Source organism: Winogradskyella pelagia (genome assembly GCF_017581965.1).
In the GTDB taxonomy this organism is placed as follows: Bacteria; Bacteroidota; Bacteroidia; order Flavobacteriales; family Flavobacteriaceae; genus Winogradskyella; species Winogradskyella pelagia.
Genome location: NZ_JAGEVF010000001.1, coordinates 118,998 through 140,693, shown reverse-complemented (window position 1 = coordinate 140,693; position 21,696 = coordinate 118,998). Strand labels below are relative to the sequence as shown.

General features: G+C 33.7%; 18 protein-coding genes. All 18 read left to right on the top strand.

From position 1 onward, the window contains the following. Nucleotides 1–3: 3 nt before the first annotated feature. From pseC to J4050_RS00570, 18 genes are read left to right on the top strand one after another with little or no spacing between them, the layout of a single operon-like run. Nucleotides 4–1,155 carry a UDP-4-amino-4,6-dideoxy-N-acetyl-beta-L-altrosamine transaminase gene (pseC, locus tag J4050_RS00655; RefSeq protein ID WP_208152010.1) on the top strand — a complete coding sequence of 384 codons (1,152 nt, stop codon included), beginning with the start codon at nt 4–6 and terminating at the stop codon, nt 1,153–1,155. Continuing rightward, complete coding sequence (gene pseF / locus J4050_RS00650; protein WP_208152009.1) at nt 1,148–1,858, top strand: pseudaminic acid cytidylyltransferase; 711 nt, start codon at nt 1,148–1,150, stop codon at nt 1,856–1,858. The genes pseC and pseF overlap by 8 nt, the downstream gene beginning before the upstream one ends. Further along, complete coding sequence (gene pseG / locus J4050_RS00645; protein ID WP_208152008.1) at nt 1,833–2,849, top strand: UDP-2,4-diacetamido-2,4,6-trideoxy-beta-L-altropyranose hydrolase; 1,017 nt, start codon at nt 1,833–1,835, stop codon at nt 2,847–2,849. Before pseF ends, pseG begins: the two co-directional genes overlap by 26 nt. Continuing rightward, entirely contained in the window at nt 2,843–3,724 is an 882-nt protein-coding gene (locus tag J4050_RS00640; protein ID WP_208152007.1) for a methionyl-tRNA formyltransferase, read from the top strand. The genes pseG and J4050_RS00640 overlap by 7 nt, the downstream gene beginning before the upstream one ends. Then, the gene (gene pseI / locus J4050_RS00635; protein WP_208152006.1) at nt 3,708–4,751 is read left to right on the top strand and encodes a pseudaminic acid synthase; all 1,044 of its coding nucleotides are present in this window, start codon (nt 3,708–3,710) and stop codon (nt 4,749–4,751) included. The genes J4050_RS00640 and pseI overlap by 17 nt, the downstream gene beginning before the upstream one ends. A gap of 4 nt (nt 4,752–4,755) precedes the next feature. Then, entirely contained in the window at nt 4,756–6,069 is a 1,314-nt protein-coding gene (locus J4050_RS00630) for a hypothetical protein (RefSeq protein WP_208152005.1), read from the top strand. A 39-nt stretch (nt 6,070–6,108) separates the two neighbouring features. Further along, nucleotides 6,109–8,202 carry a hypothetical protein gene (locus tag J4050_RS00625; RefSeq protein WP_208152004.1) on the top strand — a complete coding sequence of 698 codons (2,094 nt, stop codon included), beginning with the start codon at nt 6,109–6,111 and terminating at the stop codon, nt 8,200–8,202. 19 nt (nt 8,203–8,221) lie between these two features. Further along, complete coding sequence (locus J4050_RS00620; RefSeq protein WP_208152003.1) at nt 8,222–9,739, top strand: tRNA lysidine(34) synthetase; 1,518 nt, start codon at nt 8,222–8,224, stop codon at nt 9,737–9,739. An 8-nt stretch (nt 9,740–9,747) separates the two neighbouring features. Next, entirely contained in the window at nt 9,748–11,613 is a 1,866-nt protein-coding gene (locus J4050_RS00615; RefSeq protein ID WP_208152002.1) for a hypothetical protein, read from the top strand. Further along, complete coding sequence (locus J4050_RS00610) at nt 11,613–12,356, top strand: acyltransferase (protein ID WP_208152001.1); 744 nt, start codon at nt 11,613–11,615, stop codon at nt 12,354–12,356. The genes J4050_RS00615 and J4050_RS00610 overlap by 1 nt, the downstream gene beginning before the upstream one ends. A gap of 14 nt (nt 12,357–12,370) precedes the next feature. Then, nucleotides 12,371–13,369, top strand: coding sequence for an acyltransferase family protein (locus J4050_RS00605; protein ID WP_208152000.1), 999 nt, complete (start codon nt 12,371–12,373; stop codon nt 13,367–13,369). Nucleotide 13,370: 1 nt separating this feature from the next. Further along, nucleotides 13,371–14,696, top strand: a complete 1,326-nt coding sequence (locus tag J4050_RS00600; protein ID WP_208151999.1) for a hypothetical protein — start codon at nt 13,371–13,373, stop codon at nt 14,694–14,696. Continuing rightward, on the top strand, nt 14,686–15,714 hold the full coding sequence (locus J4050_RS00595) for a hypothetical protein (RefSeq protein ID WP_208151998.1): 1,029 nt from the start codon (nt 14,686–14,688) through the stop codon (nt 15,712–15,714). The genes J4050_RS00600 and J4050_RS00595 overlap by 11 nt, the downstream gene beginning before the upstream one ends. 34 nt (nt 15,715–15,748) lie before the next feature. Further along, nucleotides 15,749–16,921, top strand: coding sequence for an O-antigen ligase family protein (locus J4050_RS00590; RefSeq protein ID WP_208151997.1), 1,173 nt, complete (start codon nt 15,749–15,751; stop codon nt 16,919–16,921). Beyond that, nucleotides 16,908–17,948 (top strand): hypothetical protein, encoded by a 1,041-nt coding sequence (locus J4050_RS00585; RefSeq protein WP_208151996.1) that lies wholly within the window; start codon nt 16,908–16,910, stop codon nt 17,946–17,948. The genes J4050_RS00590 and J4050_RS00585 overlap by 14 nt, the downstream gene beginning before the upstream one ends. Before the next feature lie 18 nt (nt 17,949–17,966). Further along, nucleotides 17,967–19,226 (top strand): oligosaccharide flippase family protein, encoded by a 1,260-nt coding sequence (locus tag J4050_RS00580; protein ID WP_208151995.1) that lies wholly within the window; start codon nt 17,967–17,969, stop codon nt 19,224–19,226. A 2-nt stretch (nt 19,227–19,228) separates the two neighbouring features. Continuing rightward, complete coding sequence (locus tag J4050_RS00575; RefSeq protein WP_208151994.1) at nt 19,229–20,488, top strand: hypothetical protein; 1,260 nt, start codon at nt 19,229–19,231, stop codon at nt 20,486–20,488. After that, entirely contained in the window at nt 20,466–21,575 is a 1,110-nt protein-coding gene (locus J4050_RS00570; protein WP_208151993.1) for a glycosyltransferase, read from the top strand. Before J4050_RS00575 ends, J4050_RS00570 begins: the two co-directional genes overlap by 23 nt. Nucleotides 21,576–21,696 lie beyond the last annotated feature (121 nt).

Here is a 21,696-nt window from a genome sequence, read left to right as displayed (position 1 = left end):
ACTATGGGAAAAACTATTATTCCTTATGGCAGGCAAGCTATAGATCAAGAAGATATTGATGCCGTAGTAAATACGCTCAAAGCAGATTTCTTGACCCAAGGTCCAAAAGTTGAAGAATTTGAGAAAGCATTTGCCGACTACATTGGGAGCAGATATGCGGTAGCTGTTTCAAACGCTACTGCAGGACTCCACTTGGCCGTAATGGCATTAAATTTAAAGAAAGGCGAGCGTGTTATAACTTCTCCAATAACTTTTGCTGCTTCTGCAAATTGCGTTAGATTTTGTGGAGGAGAAGTATGGTTTGCCGACATAGATAGGGATACGTATACTCTCTCTTTAGAGAGCACAAAGGCTTTAATAGAAAGTATGCCGAAAGGGTTTTTCAAGGGTATAATTCCTGTTGATTTTGCTGGCCTACCGGTAAATCTCGAGAAGTTCAGAGAACTTGCAAATGAGCACAACCTTTGGATTATTGAAGATGCTTGCCATGCTCCTGGAGCTTATTTTACGGACTCAAAAGGGGTAAAACAAAATAGTGGTAATGCCGTTTATTCAGATATGAGTGTTTTTTCATTTCATCCAGTTAAACACATTGCCTGCGGCGAAGGTGGAATGGTGACAACCAATTCCCAAACCTTATACAAGTCACTCTCTAAACTGAGAACCCATGGAATTACAAAGGATAATATGGCCGAAAATCATGGCGGATGGTATTATGAAATGCAAGAACTGGGTTATAATTATAGACTAACTGATATTCAAAGTGCATTGGGCATTACGCAATTAAGGAAAAATAGTCATGGGGTTATTAAAAGAAATGAAATAGCCCAACGTTATAAGGCGTCTTTTGAAGGAAAATTAAAATTTCAAAGTTTGCCAGAGGGCATGTATAATGCACACCATTTGTTCGTTGTTGAGGTTGAGGACAGAAAAGAGCTCTATAACCATTTGAGAAATCAGAATATTTTTGCTCAGATACATTACATCCCAGTCCATACACTTCCTTATTACAAAACTATTGGATATAGCGATGCAGATTTAAAAAACTCTGAAACTTATTATTCTAAATGTATCAGCTTGCCAATGTATCCTACCCTAACCGCAGAGGAACAAGAATTTGTGATTTCAAAGGTTTTAGAGTTTACATATGCGTAATCTTGCGATAATACCAGCTAGAGGAGGAAGCAAAAGAATTCCGAGAAAGAACATCAAGAACTTTTTAGAAAAACCGATTATTTCATATCCAATAAATACAGCAAGGAACTGTCAGCTCTTTGACAGGGTCATTGTGTCAACAGACGATGAGGAAATTGCCGAACTATCCAAGAGATTAGGTGCTGAAGTACCGTTTTTAAGGAGTTCAAAAAATTCAGATGATTTCGCAACGACTGTCGATGTCTTATTAGAAGTAATCGAAAACGTAAAGCAGCAAGGAGGGTCTTTTGATTCTATTTGTTGCATTTATCCTACAGCGCCATTCGTGACACCAGAGAAATTAAATCAAGGACTAAGTTTAATGCTCAAAAATAATTTTGAAGCAGTTTTTCCTGTTTTAGAATACAGTTTTCCAATACAGCGGGCTGTACGCTTGGAAAAATCTTACCGTATGAGACTTCTAGAGCCGGACCACATTAATTCTAGATCTCAGGATTTAGAACCTACATATCATGATGCTGGACAGTTTTATTGGATTAAAACACAAGCGCTTTTAAAGCACAAAAAACTTTGGGTGCCAAATACAGGTTGTATTATAGTTGACGAACTAGAGGCGCAGGACATTGATACACATTCGGATTGGACAATGGCCGAAATCAAATATAAATTGATGATGGATGATAGACAAGACAATACTTTTTAGAGCAGATGGAAACGTTCAAATTGGGTTAGGCCATTTGTTTCGACTATTTAGTCTTGTAGAAATGCTTAAAAGCAAATACAAATTCATTTTTCTCACAAAAGCTGATTCTACAAGTTCTGTAATTCCTGAGCAATATCCTTTGGCGACTATACCTTTAGAGTTTTCAACAGAAGAAGAGATAAGATGGTTATCCTCTAGATTTGAGTCTAAAAACCACATCCTCATTGCAGATGGCTATCAGTTTAATACAAACTACCAAAAAGAAGTTAAATCTAAGGGATTCAGTTTAGTTTACATTGACGATCTTGGGAAAGAAAGGATGTTTGCAGACATCGTTATAAATCATTCTCCAGGACTTAAATCTCAAGACTATTTTTCAGAGCCATATACCAAGTTTGCTCTTGGGACAGAATACGCAATGCTGCGCCCCAAATTTATTGAGGCAGCAAAAAAGATACGTGCTATAAGGCCTATAAAAGAGGTCTTTCTATGTTTTGGTGGCTCAGACCCTTTTAATTTTACACAAAGGTTTGCACAACTTTTATTAGAATTAAATCAAATAGAAAGAATTCACATAGTTTTGGGAGGAGCTTATAAGCATGAATCCTTGAAAGATTTAATTAAAGAAAATGAAAACAGAATTTCGTCGTACTCTAATCTTTCCGAAAGCAGTTTACTCAGTGTTATGAAACAATGCGATTTTGGAATTGCTCCAGCAAGTACCATTCTCTACGAGCTCTGCTGTGTTAAAATGCCGATACTCAGCGGATATTATGTAGACAATCAAGAAAATATATATAATGGATTCCTAAATGAAGGAGCAATTTGTGGAGTAGGGGATTTAAAATTACGGACAGACCAGGAGCTAAAGAAGAGCATTACAGCACTTTTAGAAATGAAGGATTATAGTGAATTTATCTTATCGCAGTCAAGATTATTTGACTCTAATATTACTAACCGAATTAAAGACTTAGTTAAGGAATTATGTTAAACCTTGGTATTCTTTGTAGTGGAGATTTAGGGCTAATTACATTAGGGCAGCTCACTAAAACCTACACAGTTCAGTTTGTTTTAACCGACAGAAATTCTAAGGGAATCATTAGGTTTTCTGAACAAAACAATATTCCTGTTTATGCAGGTAATCCTAGGGGAGGAAAAGGGTATAATTTCATAAAGCAATTTGTTGCAGATGTTATTATCTCTATAAACTATATTTTTCTTATTGAAGAAGATATTATTAACCACGCCGAGCAATTAACCTTTAATCTCCATGGTTCGCTACTCCCAAAATATAGAGGCCGCACCCCTCATGTATGGTCAATTATTAACGGGGAGAAGGAAGCTGGAATAACAGCTCATAGAATAGATTCTGGATGTGATACAGGAGATGTTATAAAACAAGTTAGAATTCCAATAGGTGATGAAGAAACAGGTGCAGACATCCTTAAAAAATATAAACAATCCTATTATCCATTAATCTTGAGTATTTTACAAGAGGTGTCTGAAGATGGTGTTAAATTTACCCCACAAGACGAAGGATTGGCCTCATATTTTGGTAAAAGAACACCAGAGGATGGGGAAATAGATTGGAGTTGGAATAGCGAAGCTATTAGGAATTGGGTAAGAGCACAGGCATTTCCTTACCCTGGCGCATTTACGTTTATGAATGGACAAAAAGTAGTTATTGACAAGGTAGGTATAGTTAAATCAATAGAACAGGTCGGGGTTAACAACGGAGAGGTAGTTGCAACAACACCAGTTATAACAGTGAAAACACCTGATGCGTATATAACCTTAGATGTTATCCGCACAGAAAATATTACATTTGAAATAGGAAATATTTTAGGAAATGAATATAGGGAATAGGCCAATTGGGGACAACCATCCGTGTTTTATAATTGCAGAATTGTCAGCAAACCACAACGGTGACATCAATGTTGCGATTGAAACCATTAAGGCCGCAAAAAAAACAGGTGCTGACGCCATCAAACTTCAAACTTATACGCCAGACACACTTACAATCGATTGTGATAATGAATTTTTTAGAATAGAAGAAGGTACTTTATGGGATGGCAAAAGCTTGTATCAGCTATATGGTGAAGCATATACGCCATGGGAGTGGCACGAAACTTTATTCCGTGTTGCACAAGAAGAAGGCTTATTGTGTTTTTCTTCGCCTTTTGATAAGACTGCAGTTGATTTTTTAGAACAATTTAATCCTCCGGCCTATAAAATTGCATCATTCGAAATACAGGATATACCACTTATCGAGTATACAGCCCAAAAAGGCAAGCCTATTATAATTTCTACTGGGATAGCAGAACAAAAAGATATTGAACTTGCAGTAGAGACCTGCCGCGCTGCAGGAAATAATGATATTGCTTTGCTAAAGTGCACATCGTCTTATCCTGCTCCTCTTGAGCTTGCTAATTTAAACACCATACCAGATATTAAATCACGGTTTAATGTTGAGGTTGGCTTTAGTGATCATACTTATGGTTTTTTGGCTCCAGTGGTTGCCACAACACTTGGTGCTAAAATCATTGAAAAGCATTTTATTTTGGATAAATCAATTGGTGGACCTGATGCTGATTTTTCTCTTGATTTTGATGAATTCAAGGAAATGGTGGGCAAGGTCCGAGATACGGAGAAGCTTCTAGGAACTGTTTCATATGAAGTGTCCAAGAAGGTAGAGAAGAATAGGAAATTCGCAAGGTCATTATTTGTTGTTAAGAATGTTAAATCAGGAGACATTGTAACTGAGGATAATATTAGGTCCATTAGGCCTGGTTATGGGTTGCACCCTAAGCATTATAAAACACTTCTAGGTAAGCGTTTTGTTAAGAATATTGAAAGAGGCCAACCCTTGGCTTTGGAAATGATAGAAAGTTGATAAAATGACCCTAGTTTTTATAGAAAACAGATATAAAACGTTTTTTTTCGACCCCATCGTAGAGAGATTGAAAGCAGATGGCTACGATATTAATTGGATTATTCAAAACAAACTCTTTACACCAAAGAGTGGTGGTAAATTTCATATTATAAATTACCCCAAGAGGAATATAGAAGTAGACAACATGATCCCTGAGGTAGAAGATGTTATCTACAGTGATAGGCAGCACAATCACTTTGGGCAGAAAGACAAGTCTTACTTCTATTATTACTATAATGAAATAGGTACTATTTTAGACCAGGTAAAACCCGATATAGTTTTCGGTGAGTCAACAGCATTTCATGAATTACTTACCATTGCACAATGTAAAAAAAGAAGCATACGCTATCTTAACCCTTCATCCTGTAGGTATCCTGTGGGACGCTTTTCATTTTATGAATATGATACGCTAAACCCCTATAAAGGAAGTGGAGAGCAGCTGCCCCTTGAGGAGGCTGAAGATGTTGTAGATCAAATAGTCAACAGGGCTGCACTGCCTGATTATATGAAGCCTCAACCAGCTTCAAAATCAAAATTACTCAAGGATAAGATTAAAAAGGTATATGCTCATGTTTCAGGAGAATCCTTCAATACACCAAGCCCATTTATTAAACGTGCCATTGAAAAACAAAGGGTAAAAAATATTAGTACCTGGGATGCAATTGCGAAATTAAACGTACCATCCGATGAGTGTTTTAAGGTGCTTTACCCCTTGCAAATGCAACCTGAAGCCAACATTGACGTTTGGGGTAGGGCTTACCGGGACCAAACAAAACTTGTATACAAATTGGCTAGAGCATTACCAGAAAATGCTGTTCTATTTGTTAAGCCCAATCCAAAATCTAAATATGAATTATCAACCGATCTCATCCGTGTAGTACAAGAGAATGATAATATAGAGGCGCTTCACCATAGCGTTTTAATGGACGACGTTTTGCCCCATGCGCATTTAGTTGTAACCGTAACAGGTACCATAGCCATAGAGTGTATTTTAAGCAACAAGCCTATTGGTACACTCGTTAATACGATTAACAATACAGCAGAAAATTGCTACTACTTAAAGAATTTAGAGCCTGATCTTAATGAGCTTATAGTGAGGGTAAAGAATGGAACATTCCCTAAATTAACCAAAACGGAACAAGCCACTTTTATTAATAAACTTAATAGTTCTAGTTACAAAGGAATTATTTCCGACCCATTTTCGGATTTAAACTGTATTTCGAAATCAAATATAGACTTTATGTATGAGGCCTTTCATAAAGTATTAAATAAACAGTAAATTTAAATAGTTAATTAATACTATCATTTGGTCATTATTATGAGGAAGCACATTTGTTTACTACTTTTTACTGCCTTCACTTTTTTAGCGGAAGCTCAAGAGGTAGAGGTTGTATTGAATGCAGGTTCAACTGAGACAGATTTCAAAACGGCTTTAAATAATTATGCAGTAAAAACAATTACCATAAAATCAAAGATTAAAATCAAGACCCCAAATCTTGTTGTACCAAGCGATAAGACCCTAAAATTTTTTAATGGTGCCTTGTTGGAGTTTGATAAATCCAATAATGGTAGTCTTATATTCAGCAACGCCACACTAGAGGCAGGGCGACACAAAATTTTTGATTTTTCATCATTTAACGACGATTCAGACTATAATGAAAAAATATCCCGAATTTCAGGATTGTTGAATAATGACATGGTTTATCCAGAATGGTTTGGTGCTTCAGCAATAGAGACCCTACTAAGCGATGTTGAGGATGATGATGCTTATGCCATACAAATGGCAATTAATTGTTCCAATGGGGAGATAAAATTGTCGGAGGGGATTTACAGAATAGAGCACACATTACGCAAAGAAAGAGCTGATAATTCAACTAATTTTCATGGTGTTAAACTTATAGGAAAGGGGATGACATCCACAGAATTTAGAATAATGAAGGCAGGTATAAATTTTTTAGAGGTTAGTGGAAAAAATGGTAGTGATGGCCATAAACCCATTTTTGGAAATATCTTAAAGGGTTTTGGCCTTAACGGACAACACAAATTAAAGAGTGAAGGCGCAAATAATGGTTTTGTTTTTTATGCCTGCAAAAACAATGATATTGAAGACGTTGAAATACGGTTTTTTAAAAATGCAGGTATTTTGTTTGACGGTAATCCCAACCTTAATCCTGACTTAACAGCTTCGTTTTATACCGAGGTAAAGTATTGCTTTATAAGAGATAATGCCGTAGGCATTTTTAGTAAAATAAATAATATTTCTCCAATATTTACGCTTCAAAGCTCTAGAGTAATAAATAATTTAAGAGCTGGGGTTGTTTGGAACTCTTCTTATTTTCACTCTAAAATGAGCGCTATTTCTTTTAATGGCAAGGCTATTGAACGAAATCCAGAGGCAGACACAACAACATACAACCCATTAGGAGGGTTTTACAATGCGAACCAAGACAACCACGATGGGTTCTTTGAACCTTACAGGTCAAAGGGTATTATTATAGAGACCACTGAATTAGATGGTAATTATCCCAGTGCGGTAACGTTGAAATCATCAGTAGGTGCAATTATTCAAAATTGTGCAATCCAACAAACCGATCAATGGATTAAAAATTTTAAATTTTCGGAGAAGGGATTATTGCATATTGGTGGTGATGAGACGATCCATTATGTTTCAAAAGGCAGAAATCAGTCTACGAAGGAATTCGCTATAAATACGTCTGTAAATAACAACAGTATTAGTTTTTTTAGAACAAAAGGTGAGTCTAAAATAGAGCCCAATGCATCAGTAATTAGGCTATCAAAGTGGGGTGTATATTCCAAAATTAATAACAACTGTTTTTTTGATAATTCAGGAAATTATAAATTGTTGGGAGATGAGTATTTCTATATAAGGGAGATTAATAGAGCAAATGAAACCATTTATAACAACGAGGGCAGCTATCTAAAATTAAGTGGACTAGAGTGCATTTCTGAGTATAAAATTCATGAGGCCAATGATTTGCATTTAAATAAATCTGTTAACGGAATACATAAAAACTTTGTTTTAAAATTTGATTTAAACCGTGAGAATAATAGCCGGACCGTGAGGGTTCCTAACCTAACTGCGGAGAACAGGATGAAGATTAATACCGGTACCTTGGTTCTATCTTCAAATGATCCAGGACAAGTTGGCTGTATATTATTTTATCGTGCAGTTAATAATCCGAAGGCTATAGTTGTTTTTAAATCCGACCGTGTACACGTATTTACTGCAAAAGCCTCGATTTCGGAAAAGACTTTAAATTCACTTTATAAATCTGACAAGTTTAATGTGGTTGTCATGGACAACGGTGAAATAAAAATCAAAAATAATTACAATAATAATCTTTATGTTACCGCTACTTTTTTAGAAAAGTTGGGTATGTTTGAACAGTAATTTATAGGTAAAAATATTGATGTATTCTAAATCTTTAAAGGTCGGAAAAACTATTGTTGAAATAAAAATTAGTGAAGAGCCATATCACGCAGATAAGGATTTTTTTCTTTTCGGGAGTGTTATTAATATTGAATGTGCTGATAAGACAAGTCTCTCAAGTTTTGCAAATTCATTAAAAGGCTACTGGGTTAGAATTGACATTGCTCAAAACTCCATTACTCTTACTAGCGATATTCTTGGTGGCTACAGGGTTTATTGGTCGAAAATAGAAGGTAAAATCCTTGTCAGCGATGACTACAATTTTATTTTGGAAAAATTAGAACGAAATATTTCCAAAAATGAAAATGAATATATCTACTGGCAAAAACACCGCTATACAACAGGTCAATCTACTTTTATTAATGAAATTAAAAAGTTAAGTCCTGCAAGTATTTTAGAAATTAAAGACAACAGTATTACTGAGCTTTCTTACTTTAATGATTTAGAACGAACCCCCTCAATTATTAATCACAAAACAGCCGTTGAGGAAGATTTAGATGATACATTTAAATGTATAAAAGAAAAAAACAGACCTGTTCTATTGTTCTTCAGTGGAGGAAAGGATTCTTGCTTATTACTCAATTACATTATTAAATATAATATACCTTATAAAGCAATTTATTTTAAACTCAATCCAATTAGTAAAATTGGAGCAAAAGATGTTGCTCGCGTTAGAGCTATTTCTCAATCTCTGAAAATTCCACTTGAAGAATTACAAATTGATTTAGGGGAAGTACCTCAAAATAAAATTGATGAGATTGTCAATAAGCAATTATTTGACAGGCATTTTTCAATACTACATTACATTGGAACAAGTATGGTTAGAGAGAAGTATGGTAAAGATTATATTATCATAAATGGCCAGAGTTCAGACAGTATATTGTCATTTGGCCCATCAGAAAACTCATTGATGAGCTATTTTAGAAGGCTTATTTTATATAGACCCAATTCGTTTAGGTCTATAATTGGACTATTCCTTCTAAATATTAAGACTAAAAGGAAATTCATACTTCCAAAGTCTGACACTCAAAAATTAATTGCACTTTTTGACGAATTTAAGTACTCTAGAGTGCTTGATGATAAAATGACTGATTCTTACATGGACTACATCTCGGATTATTTACAAAGAAAGACTGCCCACCTAAAGAGCTTTTATTCCAAAGAGATGTATGTTAAAATATTATCTTTTTGTCAGGGTTCAGATAATCAAGTAGTAGTGAACAGTTCTAAACAGGAGAAAATGGAAACAATCATGCCTTTTGCCACACCTAATATTGTTTATAGTACTGTGAGGTATAAGAATGAGGATTTAGAAATATCAAGACCAAAGTATATTATAGATATGATTTTAGAAGAGAAATTTTTATTCTATTACAATGATTTAAGACTTCAAAAAATTGACATAAATGATGTTCATAGTACCATAAAAAACAATGCATATGATGAAAAAACCAGCAGATTTTATAGAAGAGTAAATCAACTATTAAATACCAAATAATATATGATATGAAAGTAAAAATACCATCTGCTATTGCGGTTGCAATAATTTTCACTAGCTGTGTAAAAGAATATAATTTTATTGAAGGCTATCCATTAGAAGATGATTCGCAATATGAAAAGTTTGTTTTTTTTAATCAAGAATATTCGATACAGCCCAACTCAGAAATATCTGAAAGTCTTCAGCAGGCGGTAGATGAATTGGATGGAGCGACTTTGGTTATAGATGCAGGCACTTACTACTTGGATTGCCCCATTGTTTTTAGACCAAAAATGAACATGGTTTCAAATACGAACAGTTCAAATATATTGAATCCACCAGGTTTAAAAATACAAGGCGATGGGTTAAATAGTACAATTTTTATTAATCGAACGAGTGATTATGCATTTCTTTTATTAGGAGTAACGAATGAGAATAACGACATCGTGGTTAATAAATTTCAAACAAATGGATTTTTTAGTGACTTCTCAATTTATAGCCCAAGTTTACCAGGCGAAAATGGAATCAATGCTAATTGTAATGTGCTGTCAGAACCACCAAAAGGAGGTGTATTAATGTTTGGATGCAAAGCCTTTAGTTTTAATAATTTTGGTGTCGCTGGTTTTGAAAATAACCTTTTCTCAGAAAATGGCATATACATACCTTTGCTATCTCCCGACTCAATAAATTACCCTTTTGAAGTTAATTATCTAGCCAATTTTGGAAATTATGTCACTCATAATTCAAACGTTCCGGGTGGTTATGTAGATATCAATGTGAATGAAATTTATGGAAATCCAGATTATTATGCCTCAACATCTACAATTTTAAGTAATGTTGAAATAGACAGGTGTAAAGGTTACGGGATTAAAGGCGAGAATGGCGTAGGATTCAATTTTAATTCAAATAATCTAAAAATTTATGCATGTCAAAAAGGTGGAATTTATTTTGAGGGCCATTTGGCTAAAGTAGAGGGCGGCTTAATTACAGGTTGTGGATTCGATGGGACTAATACATCAGCAGGTATAATTCTTAATAGAAGAGGAGTAAATTCGAACGGTTTTACAATTAATAACGTTGAGTTTGACGGCAACAACAATCATCATATTTGGATAAAACCCTCAACAAATTCTGAAATCAGTTATAATAGATTTGTTAATAATCAAAGCATAAAAAGCAGTTGTAAAATTGGAGGTTTTTATAACGATAATGGTTTTGTTTCGGGAATAAGAATTAACAATAACTTTTTCCGTTATTCGTCTCACGTTTTATCTAATTATCAAAATGTGATTGAATTAAATAACTATATCGCTTACTCCGTTTTTAGAGAAAACACCCTAGACACGAATAACGTCTTAAACGGAGTTAATAATTCGAATTTTTATCAAATCAAACCGGGTTTTTCAAATGGTAATAATTTAGTAATTCATAACGGTTCGACACTAATAGATAATAATAATTCTCCATTCTTTATTGTTGATAACCGAGATATGTCAGGTACTGATTTAGTAGTTCCAAATGGGAGTAATCGAATAAAGCTAAATTGGACTAACGTTATTTTTGACACCAATAATTCATTTGATTTAATTAACGACCACTATTTGACAACATCAATTGGTTACTATTCATTTAATTTAACTTTAGGAATTAATAATTTATCTATAGGAAAGACTATTAAAATAGACTTTGGTTATGAAGAAAGTGGGGCTTTCATTCCACTAAATTCACAATTTTATACCTCGACAACAGCCGGGTATTCTACTATTGTATTTTCTACCAATGTTTATATCAGTAGTCCTAAGAATATCGAGGTGAGGATTACAAATAATTCTGGAGAAGATTTTCAACTGTTATCAGGCCCAAATGTCACTAATTTTTCAGGCAATTTAAACTAATGAATAAAATATTAACACTATTATTAGGTTTAGTTCCATTAGGGATTTTAAGAAAAATCTTATTAAATCTAATAGGGCATAAAATTTCTTATAGTTCCAAACTGGGCATTAATATTCTTTTAGCTGAAGAGATTATTCTTAAACCAAAGAGTAGGATAGGTTTTTTTAATTTCATAAAAAACAAAAAAATTGTGTTAGAAGAAAATGCCTTCATTAAAAATCTAAATTATTTTAAAGGGCCATTCGACATTTTTCTTGGAATTAAATCTGGTATATCAAATAACAATAAGTTCAGAAGGGGAGATAATAGAGTTTCAGTCGGGGATGCTTCATTATATCTCGGAAAGAATACCTTTATAGTTTCTAATCATTTTATTGATTTGACTAAAGGTGTTTATTTTGGCAATAATTCAATTTTAGCAGGCATCAATTCACAACTCTGGACTCATGGCTACTATCACGCAGATACAGGTATAAGCCGAGCGCGTATAGATGGCGACATTAAAATAGGCGATAATGTTTATATAGGTTCTGGCTGTATTTTTAATCCTGGTGTAACCATTGGCAATGCCATACATCTGGGTGCGGGCAGTGTGGTTTCTAAGGACTTGACCGAGCCAGGTATGCATGTAAACCAACCTTTGCGCTACATTGACAATAATCTTGACACTGTAAAATCAAAATTAAACCGCATTGAAGGACACGATTTGGTAGAGGAGGTCTACGAGAAGCCTCAAAAGTAGGACAAAGGTCATATATGGCAAATACAAGAAAAATAGAATGGATAGATCGTGCCAAAGGATTGGGAATTATTCTTGTAGTTCTTGGTCATGTTATTAGAGGCTTAAACAATGCAGAACTTTTTAATGGGGCCATATTTATCAATACGGATTATATCATTTACACCTTCCATATGCCTTTGTTCTTTTTTCTTTCGGGTATTTTCTTCCTGAAGAGTTTACAGAAGAGAGGGTTAAGAGTGTTTCTTAAGGATAAGTTCTCTCTTTTGTTTTATCTCTATATGCTATGGTCTGTTATACAATTTATTGTACAACTAAGTTTAGATCGGTATACCAATGGCAACACTAATATTGCTGATATTTTGGATGTCTTTGTGCTACCAAAAGGCCAAATGTGGTTCCTGTATGTTTTACTCCTAATATTTTCAATTTCAGCGTTTCTATATCACTATGTACAACCAAAATGGCATAATTACCTTCTTGCTTCATTAATTATTGTTGGTATCTTCCTTCGAGTTTATGATATAGATTTTTGGTATGTAGCTCAAAAGTTCGGCTATAATTTTTTGTTCTTTCAATTAGGTATTTTATACGCTCTACACGGTAAACAAATGTTACAAAAGCTAACTATAAAATGGTCCTTAGCTCTTATGGTAGTTTCACTTTTCGCCTTTAGTGCGGTGGTTTTATTCAATATAAACAATCAAAGACTTAATTATGACAACCAGATTATTCCAGCGATTCTCGGTGTTTTAGCTGTTATATTTATAGTTGTTTTGTTAACGCTTAAGAGCTTTTCCTATTTGGGTAAATACTCACTAGAAATCTATTTAGCACATATTTTATTTGCCTCTGGTACAAGAATAGTGTTAGATAAGTTTTTTGGAGTCTCCAACTTAGGGATACACCTTGTTTTTGGTCTATCTGTAGGCTTGATTGCCCCGTTGGTCTTAATCGAAATCACCAAGAGATTTAAACTCTTAAAGTTTCTTTTTAAAAACCCCTTAACACATTGAGATGGCATTAGTAAAACCAATAAATCTATTGTTAATTTCATTTGTAATATGGCTTCTAGCATTTCTTACAATACCGGCAACCTATATCAATTTAGGCGATTCGGTATGGTTTGCAGTATTTACGCTTGTAGTCTTCAATATCTTATTTGTCCTGGGATTAAAATCTATTAAATCTGTTAAGGTTAGACCACAATACATCTCCAACCAGAAAAAACAGCTGTTGGTTGTCTTACTTTTTGCTGTTGGGGTTTCTGGAGTTTTGGTTAGAATATATCAACGACTCATAATTCAGGGTATATATTTTGCTGACAACCTTGTAAAAACGCGGATGGAATTGTTGGCACAAGAAGGTGGTTCTGGCCTGTTGGGGGTGTTTTCTGCAGTAACCTACCCTTTTGCAACCATCGCACTTATGTTGGCAATATTATGGTATAAGAACATGAATAAGGCTTTTTTTGTTCTTGTGGCTCTATTTGGTTTATTTCCTATCGCAGATTCCATTTTAACGGAGAGTAGGCTTCTCATTGTTTTTGTTGGTGTAATGCTTTTAATAACATTTTTGGCCTCTGGCATTAGCTTTTTTAAATCGCATACTAGCATTAAGATATACTCACACCATCTTTTTAAATTACCTAGTATCCTACTTAAAAAGAAAGTTTGGATACCGACAGTTGTTTTACTCATTGGCTTCATTATTTTTAGTCAGAAAGTAGTGAATAATAGACTTGCTGCGTTTAATTATTATGACACAATAAGAATCTGGGAGTTCTATCACGATTCTAAAATGGATAGTGATTTTAAGTATAATGTTAGAAATTCAAAAAACACTTTAGAAAAGAATAAATTGATGAGTGCCTATAGCCTTAAGCATTATTTTGCCCACAGTGTGGCTGAATATATTAGACTTATCAGTCACCTGGATAAATCTTGGGGATATTATTATGGCATGTTTGAGTTCTATACCTATTTTAAATTCTTAAAAATTATTGGCATTAATATTCCCTCATTTGCAGATTTGAACGAGGTTTCTTATAAACCAGCAGTTTATACGACGTTTTGGGGACCGTTTTTTATCGATTTTGGAGTTTTTGGTTTCGTGTTCAGCTTTTTGTTAGGAAGATTTACCCAAAGAACTTATTTAAAAGCCAAACAGGGTTCTGAAGTTAACATCTTGGTTTATGCCTTTTTAGGTGTCGTAGTACTGGCGTCTTTCTTTGTTAACTTTGCCATGGGTGGGAATTTGTATTTCTTAACGGCGATTATTTTAACCGTAATTTTAATTAGATATTGGCCCAATAAATTGGTAGTTAGAAAAGATGAGATTTAGGATTACAACCATTATTTTGTTCTTATTGTTTTTAACCTGTAAAAACAATGATTCCATTATTTTGCTAGAAGCTCCAATACTCAACAATGCTTTTGACGATAAGGCATATGTTTTAAATGACAGCTTTCCTAAAGGCGATGTGCGACGCTATGGTATATATCCTGACAATTATTATGCTGATAAGGATCTCTTATCTTTAATGGAGTTAGCAGACCACGGAATCCCATTAAAGTTTGTTAAGGGCACCTATTATCTCAATCTATTGCTTCAAGGGCTAAGTGATGTTAAATTAGTTTTTGATGATGCTATTATAGCAGGAACATTTCAAATTATTGATAAGGACAATGAAAAATCCCAAAGGCTAGTTTTTGAAGGAAAATTGACAGTTCTTGATAAGGTTTTTATGCGTAATTCAAACGATATAAAGTTTGATACATTACTCATAAAATCTAATAAAGCTAAAAGCCTTTATAAAAAAAAGAACAGAGGGATGAGCATTTACCTAGGCACTAAAAACATTGAAATAAGAACATTAGAAATTGAACAAACAGGAGGAACAGAAGACGATTTTTTTAAGTATAGTGCAGCAGCATTTCAGGTTCATGGTTGGAATAATAATCCTGAAGGTATTACAATAGATAATCTTTTAATTAAAAATACCGATAGGACCGCATTGTATCTTACAGGAAAAAACCATAGCATAAAGAGAATTAAGATTGAAAACTTTGGATTGGGCACAAATAAAAACATGTTTGGTTTGGAGGATGCCGAGCTAGGCTCAGAGCGCGATTTTGTAGGAGCGTGGTTTAATAAATGCAATGACTGCACCATAGATACCTTGCAGATTTATGCCAATGACCGCTCTAGAACCTATAGTGCAAGATTTGATTTGGGCTTTTATCCGGAACCGTGCATTATAGAAAATATTGAATTTAACAGTCTTGCAAAGGATATGCCGATATATGACAATGTTCTTACCAATGTGCTCGTTAAAAATGAATTGGAACATGGTAACTAAAAAACAATATGTTTTTTATATCCTCTGCTACCTTATGCTTGTATCATTTGTTGTGTCCTATGCAGTTTCCAATATTGTAGCTTATTTGCTTCTTGCTCTCTTCTTGTTTGACCTCCCTAGCAATTTAAAAACCAAATTCAAAACACTTTATGCTAATAAAATAGTTCTTGGCTTTATACTGTTATTCCTTATACAAGTATTTAGTTTGTTGTATTCAACCAATACCACAGAAGGATTAAGACGTGTTGAGGTTTTGCTACCTTTGCTTTTTCTGCCATTGGTAATTTATGCAGAGCCTAAAAATAATAATCTGTTTCAAAAATTACTTCTGTATTTAAAGTTTACTATTCCCATTTTGTTTTTAGCCCTTCTATTTATTCATATTTTTATAGATAATCGAGTTGTAAGCACATTTGTTCATTTTACCTTAGAAGAAAAATTAGGAGTAAGTCAATTCTATTTGATTTTTATTTTACTAATTCCGTTAATTGTAAGCTCAAGAGAGATTTCCCTTAAGAATAACATCCTTTTAAATGCAATCATCTTGTTATCAACCCTTGGAATTATTGTTATATTAGGAAATAAACTCTCTGTTTTACTGTTAATAGCTTTATGGCTGTTTTTAATTATAAAGAAACGAGATAACTTAAAAAAAATGCTTGCAACGGCATTGCTAGGTATATTATTAGGCATCTTGGCATTTCAAATTCCTGTTGTTCACCAGAGAATACAAACCTTTGGGAACACGTTAGACTTTGATTTAAACACCATTATTACAAAGAACAGGTTTACAGTTACCAAAAACACGTTAGAGCACCGGCTTTTAATCAATTATCTAGCTTCAAAGGAGATTGCCGCTGCTTTACCCTTTGGAGTGGGAATTGGTGACAGACAAGATGTTTTAAACAAACAATACGAGATTATTAATTTTAAGGCAGGTATGCTTAACCAATACAACAACCACAACCAATACCTGTCAGAATTTTTAAAATCTGGCATACTAGGCGGTCTCGTATTTTTGGTTTTAATGGCACTTCTTATAAAAAGCGCCTTTACATCTAATCAACTTGGATTAATAACTGTTTTGTTTTTTGCAATAGCATGTGGACTTGAGTCTTATCTATTTAGACAACATGGCGTTATTATTTTTACTTTTGTTATACCACTTTTTTTAAATCACAAAAATACAAACTATGAAAAATATTAGATTTATTTTATTGTTAGCTCTTATTGTAACGGCCTGTAAAGACGATAAATCTGCAAAACAGGAGACCCCTAAAGAAATCGAAGAAGTTTTTGACGACTCTGCTTATGTTTTGGACGACAATTATCCTGTTGGAGATGCAAGACGTTATGGGGTTACGGCCGAAACGGCTAGATTAAAACATCCACACACTGGAGATACAAGACTAGAAACTATTATGGATTTAGCAGAGAATCAAGGGATTGAAATGCAAATACCTTCAGGTTACTATAAAATGAATCTTATCATTGATTCAAGAAAGAATTTAAATCTTCGATTTAATAATTCTGAATTTGACTTGATTCAGATAATAAAAAATAAAGACAGTCTTTCAGAATCTAAAAATATTAATCTCAAGGGAACATTGATTTCTAACGATAAAGTAAGCATTACGGCTAGTGAAGATATCGCTATTGATTCAATTCTTATAAGAGCAAATACTTTAAACCTTCGAAAGTCAAGACCTAGAGGCTGTCAGATTTACTATGGCAGTAAGGACATTAAAATTGGGTATTTGGAGGTAGATGATTTGGGCTCTGATACAGCCAAGGATAAGTATACTCATGCTGCTCTCGCCGTGGATGGCTGGAATAACAATCCAATTAATGTAGATATTGGTGAGATTCATATAAAGTCTTCAGACAGACACGGTATTTATTTAACAGGAAGCGACCATGTAATTGGTAAAGTTTTAATTGATAAGTTTGGTATGGGTTCTTCTGATGGGATGGACCCTATGCAAGATGCTAAGATTGGAGAAGAAAAAGAATTTAAGGCTCTCTGGATTAATAAATGTTATAATACTTTTATTGAATCTATAACAATAAATGAGGAAAATTCTAAAGGTAAATATACCGCTCATTTTGATGCTGGAGATAAACAGAGACCTGTTATAATTGAAAAAATGATTGTGAAAAACGACAATGCTAAAATCAGTATATTAGAGGAAGAGTCAAATGGTGTAATTGTTGAAATTATGGAAAACCAATAAATCCAAGATTGAATAATTGTGATTATTCGGACGGTTAAAAGGCATATTTGGTTTGGGGCTGTTTTTGTTGTTGCAAAAGCAGCCGTTTATTTTGTACCGTTACTTTTAGCAGATGTACTTAATACAACAGATTATGGAATTTTGGAGTATGCATTGGCCGGATTGGGAATGTTGATTAATACACTTCTTAATCTTGGTGTTCCTGGGGCGTACCCATATTTTATCATTAAAAAAGAAGACAAAAGTGTGCAGGCAGGATTTTTGTTTCACCCTATTGTTTTGACGATACCATTTATAGTAAATCAGTTGGCCTATTGGTTTTGGGGATTGGATATGGTGCTCTATATGTCCTTTAATGTGTCCTATATTATATCAAATCAAATGTTCTATTCCACCCAGTTAAAGTCCCATGAAAAATCGAGTTTAGCTGTTGTTTTAGATTCTGGGATATATTTGGTTCTATTTGGCTTTATTGCTAGTTTTTGGATGGGCTATATGCCAGAAAACATTGAAACAATCAATTACTTTATAATTTGCTATGCTTTAACTTATGTGTTTTTAGCAGTAGTCAGGTTTTTAAACTCTAATAATAAAGGCTTTATTAGTGCGTATCGGAAGATTCTAAGGTTTAGTATTCATATATTACTGTCTACTTTTCTTATTTTTCTTATAACAACGTCGGGTAGGATAATTGTAGAGTATTTTTTTACATTCAATGAAGTTGGGATTTATGCTTTTTATTTTAGACTTGCTGCTATCGTGGTGATGATTCATCAAGTTATAAATATTGCCTTTTTTAAGAAAATATATACATCACAACCTAAGGTGTTGGATAAATACTTTCATTTGTTTTTTGTTGGGATTTCAATATTATCTCTTTTAATTTATTTTGTTGCCCCTTTTATTGTGGATACGCTCTCCCAATTTTTTAAGGACACCTATAATACCTATAAAGGGGTATATTTTCTCTTGTCGTGTCAGATGGTAATGTGGATTGCAACTGCATTAAACTCGAATGTAATAGACCGCGAGAATTTAGCCAGAAAGAATAATGGCCTTTTTTTGGTATTAATTGTATGCTTTACTCTACCGCTCCTATTCTTTTCAAACTATATAAGTTTCGCAAATCTTGTTTATGCCCATTTTACTTGCATTTTTTTTGCGGCCCAAATCCAATACTATACCCTAAGAAAAAAAGATATTAAATTCTCAAAGTCATCCCTTTCGTTAGCCTTGGTTTTTTTAATCGAAAGCGCTTATTATTTTATTGTTTTTTAAGGATGCGACATGTTTTGACATATCGTTTATTCTATGGAAGTCTAGTTCTAGGTATTTTGCTATGGCTGCTATCTTTTAGTCTTATCCCAGTAGAAGTAGTTGAAGACGTGAACATATATACCGTGGGTTTTATTTGTCTCTGTTATATAGCAATGGTTTTTGGATTTATTGCTATACCAAATAGGATAGAAAAAAATGAAATTAGAATAAACAACCCTTTATTTATAAAGTATTTAATAATGGTTATAACCATTAGTTTTGTCCTACGTTGGATTGATTTATTTTATGTCCGTGAACTGTCCTTTTTCAATACACCTATTGAAAATAGACGACTGAGTTTTATTAATAACACCAATAGTAATGTACTGCTTTTAATGGCTGCTGTTTTAAAGTCGCTTTATTTTTTCCCATTTGTATTAACGCTCCATGAAAGAAACACTCTGAGAATTTATCTTATTTGCGCTATCTTACTTTTAGGGTTCGTAGTGCCAGAAGCTATATTATTTGGCACGAGAAAACCATTTTTTGACCTTACTTTAATTATTATTATTTCGGTGTTGGTTTCCAGAAGGGTTAAAGTTGGTGTTAAGAGTTTAGGTTTGTTTTTTGCTGCAGCATTGACTCTAATGGCTATTTCATATTTTGTTTTGATTGGAAGAGAATCTCCACGAGCAGAAAATCAAAACGTATATAAGCATGTTCTTGAAGGTAGATATAATGATTTACTAAGACCAAAGGATAAAACAATAGCCTATATACAGAATGAAGACTCTAATTCTTTTATGAGGGCCGTAACTTTTATAACCCTTCAAACAGGGCAATACATAAATCACGGTTTTTTTGAGTTTAATCATATATACAATAAGTCCGAATTACCCGTATCCTATGGAATGTATGTGTTTAATCCTTTTTTTAAATTTGCACAAAGAATGGGACTTGCCAAGGGAATTGAATATACCAACCCATCACCAAGAAAAATAGTTTATCTTACTACTTTTGGAAGTTTTTATATAGATTTTAGGTGGTTCGCCACTCTAGTTTTTTTTCTATTAGGTTCATTTCAGAGGCATATTTATAACAATTCAAAAGTCAACACTATTTATGCTCCATTACTTATTTATCTCGCAATATTTAATTTATTTTTACCAATATTTAATTATATGAAAGGGGCGGGTATTTATCCTATTGTAGGAATATTTATTGCTATTGTCTCGTATCGGTTTTTGTCAAAGTTGATTTATGAAAAAAGCACTAGTTCATGATTGGTATTATGTTAATGGTGGAGCGGAAAAGGTTATACACTCCCTGAACAATGTTTGGGATGATTTTGACCACTTTGCCTTGGTAGATTTCTTATCGGAGACAGACAGGGACTATATTCTCAAAGGAGAATCTGTTAATACTAGTTTTATCCAGAGCTTACCAACAGCCAAATCAAATCACAGAAAGTTTTTGCAATTGTTCCCGTATGCAATAGAGCAATTTGATTTAAGTAGTTATGATTTAGTATTAAGTTCTTCAGCGTCAATTAGTAAAGGGGTTTTGACCAATCAAAACCAGCTACATATTTGTTATTGTCATTCCCCCATGCGCTATGCTTGGGATTTATATCACCAATACCTTAGAGATTCTAGATTTAATAGAATTAAGGGTATTTACGCGAAGAGAGTTCTTCATAAAATAAGGCTTTGGGATGTCATAAATTCAAACCGAGTTGATGCTTTTGTCGCTAATTCTAATTACATAAAGGGCCGTATTAAAAAAGTGTACAATCGAGAGGCTCATGTAATATATCCTCCAGTTGATGTAGACATGTTTAGGGTAGAAGAAACAAAGGATAATTATTACTTTACCGCATCAAGATTGGTGCCATATAAGAAAATTGAGCTTATTGTAAAGGCTTTCAATAATTTGCCAGAAAAAAAACTAGTAGTTGCTGGGGACGGGCCGGAATATAAAAACATAAAAGCTATGGCCAAAACTAATATTGAACTCGTTGGGTTTTTAACCGAAGAAGAGCTAAAAAGCTATTTGGCTAAGGCTAGAGCTTTTGTTTTTGCGGCTGAAGAGGATTTTGGAATTATACCTGTTGAAGCACAAGCTTCTGGCACACCTGTTATTGGCCTTGGAAAGGGAGGTCTTGAGGAAACGGTAATTGACAAAAAAACAGGAGTTTTATTTAAGCAACAAAATATTGAGTCTTTAATTGATGCAATTGGCCAATTTGAAAAGCTGGAATTAGACCCACAAGACATTAGAACAAATGCGGAACGTTTTTCAAAAAAGCGATTTGAAAAGGAAATTTTAAATTTTGTAACTGATAGCTATGATAGGTTCAAAAATACTTAGATTTTAACTGTTCATTCTTAATAAAAAAAAAGATTGTATTTTACAGCAGGTTTGTTAATTTGACTTTTGCAACAAAACTTTAAACCAAGACTATTTTACTTTAATTCTAATCAAGTTTAAA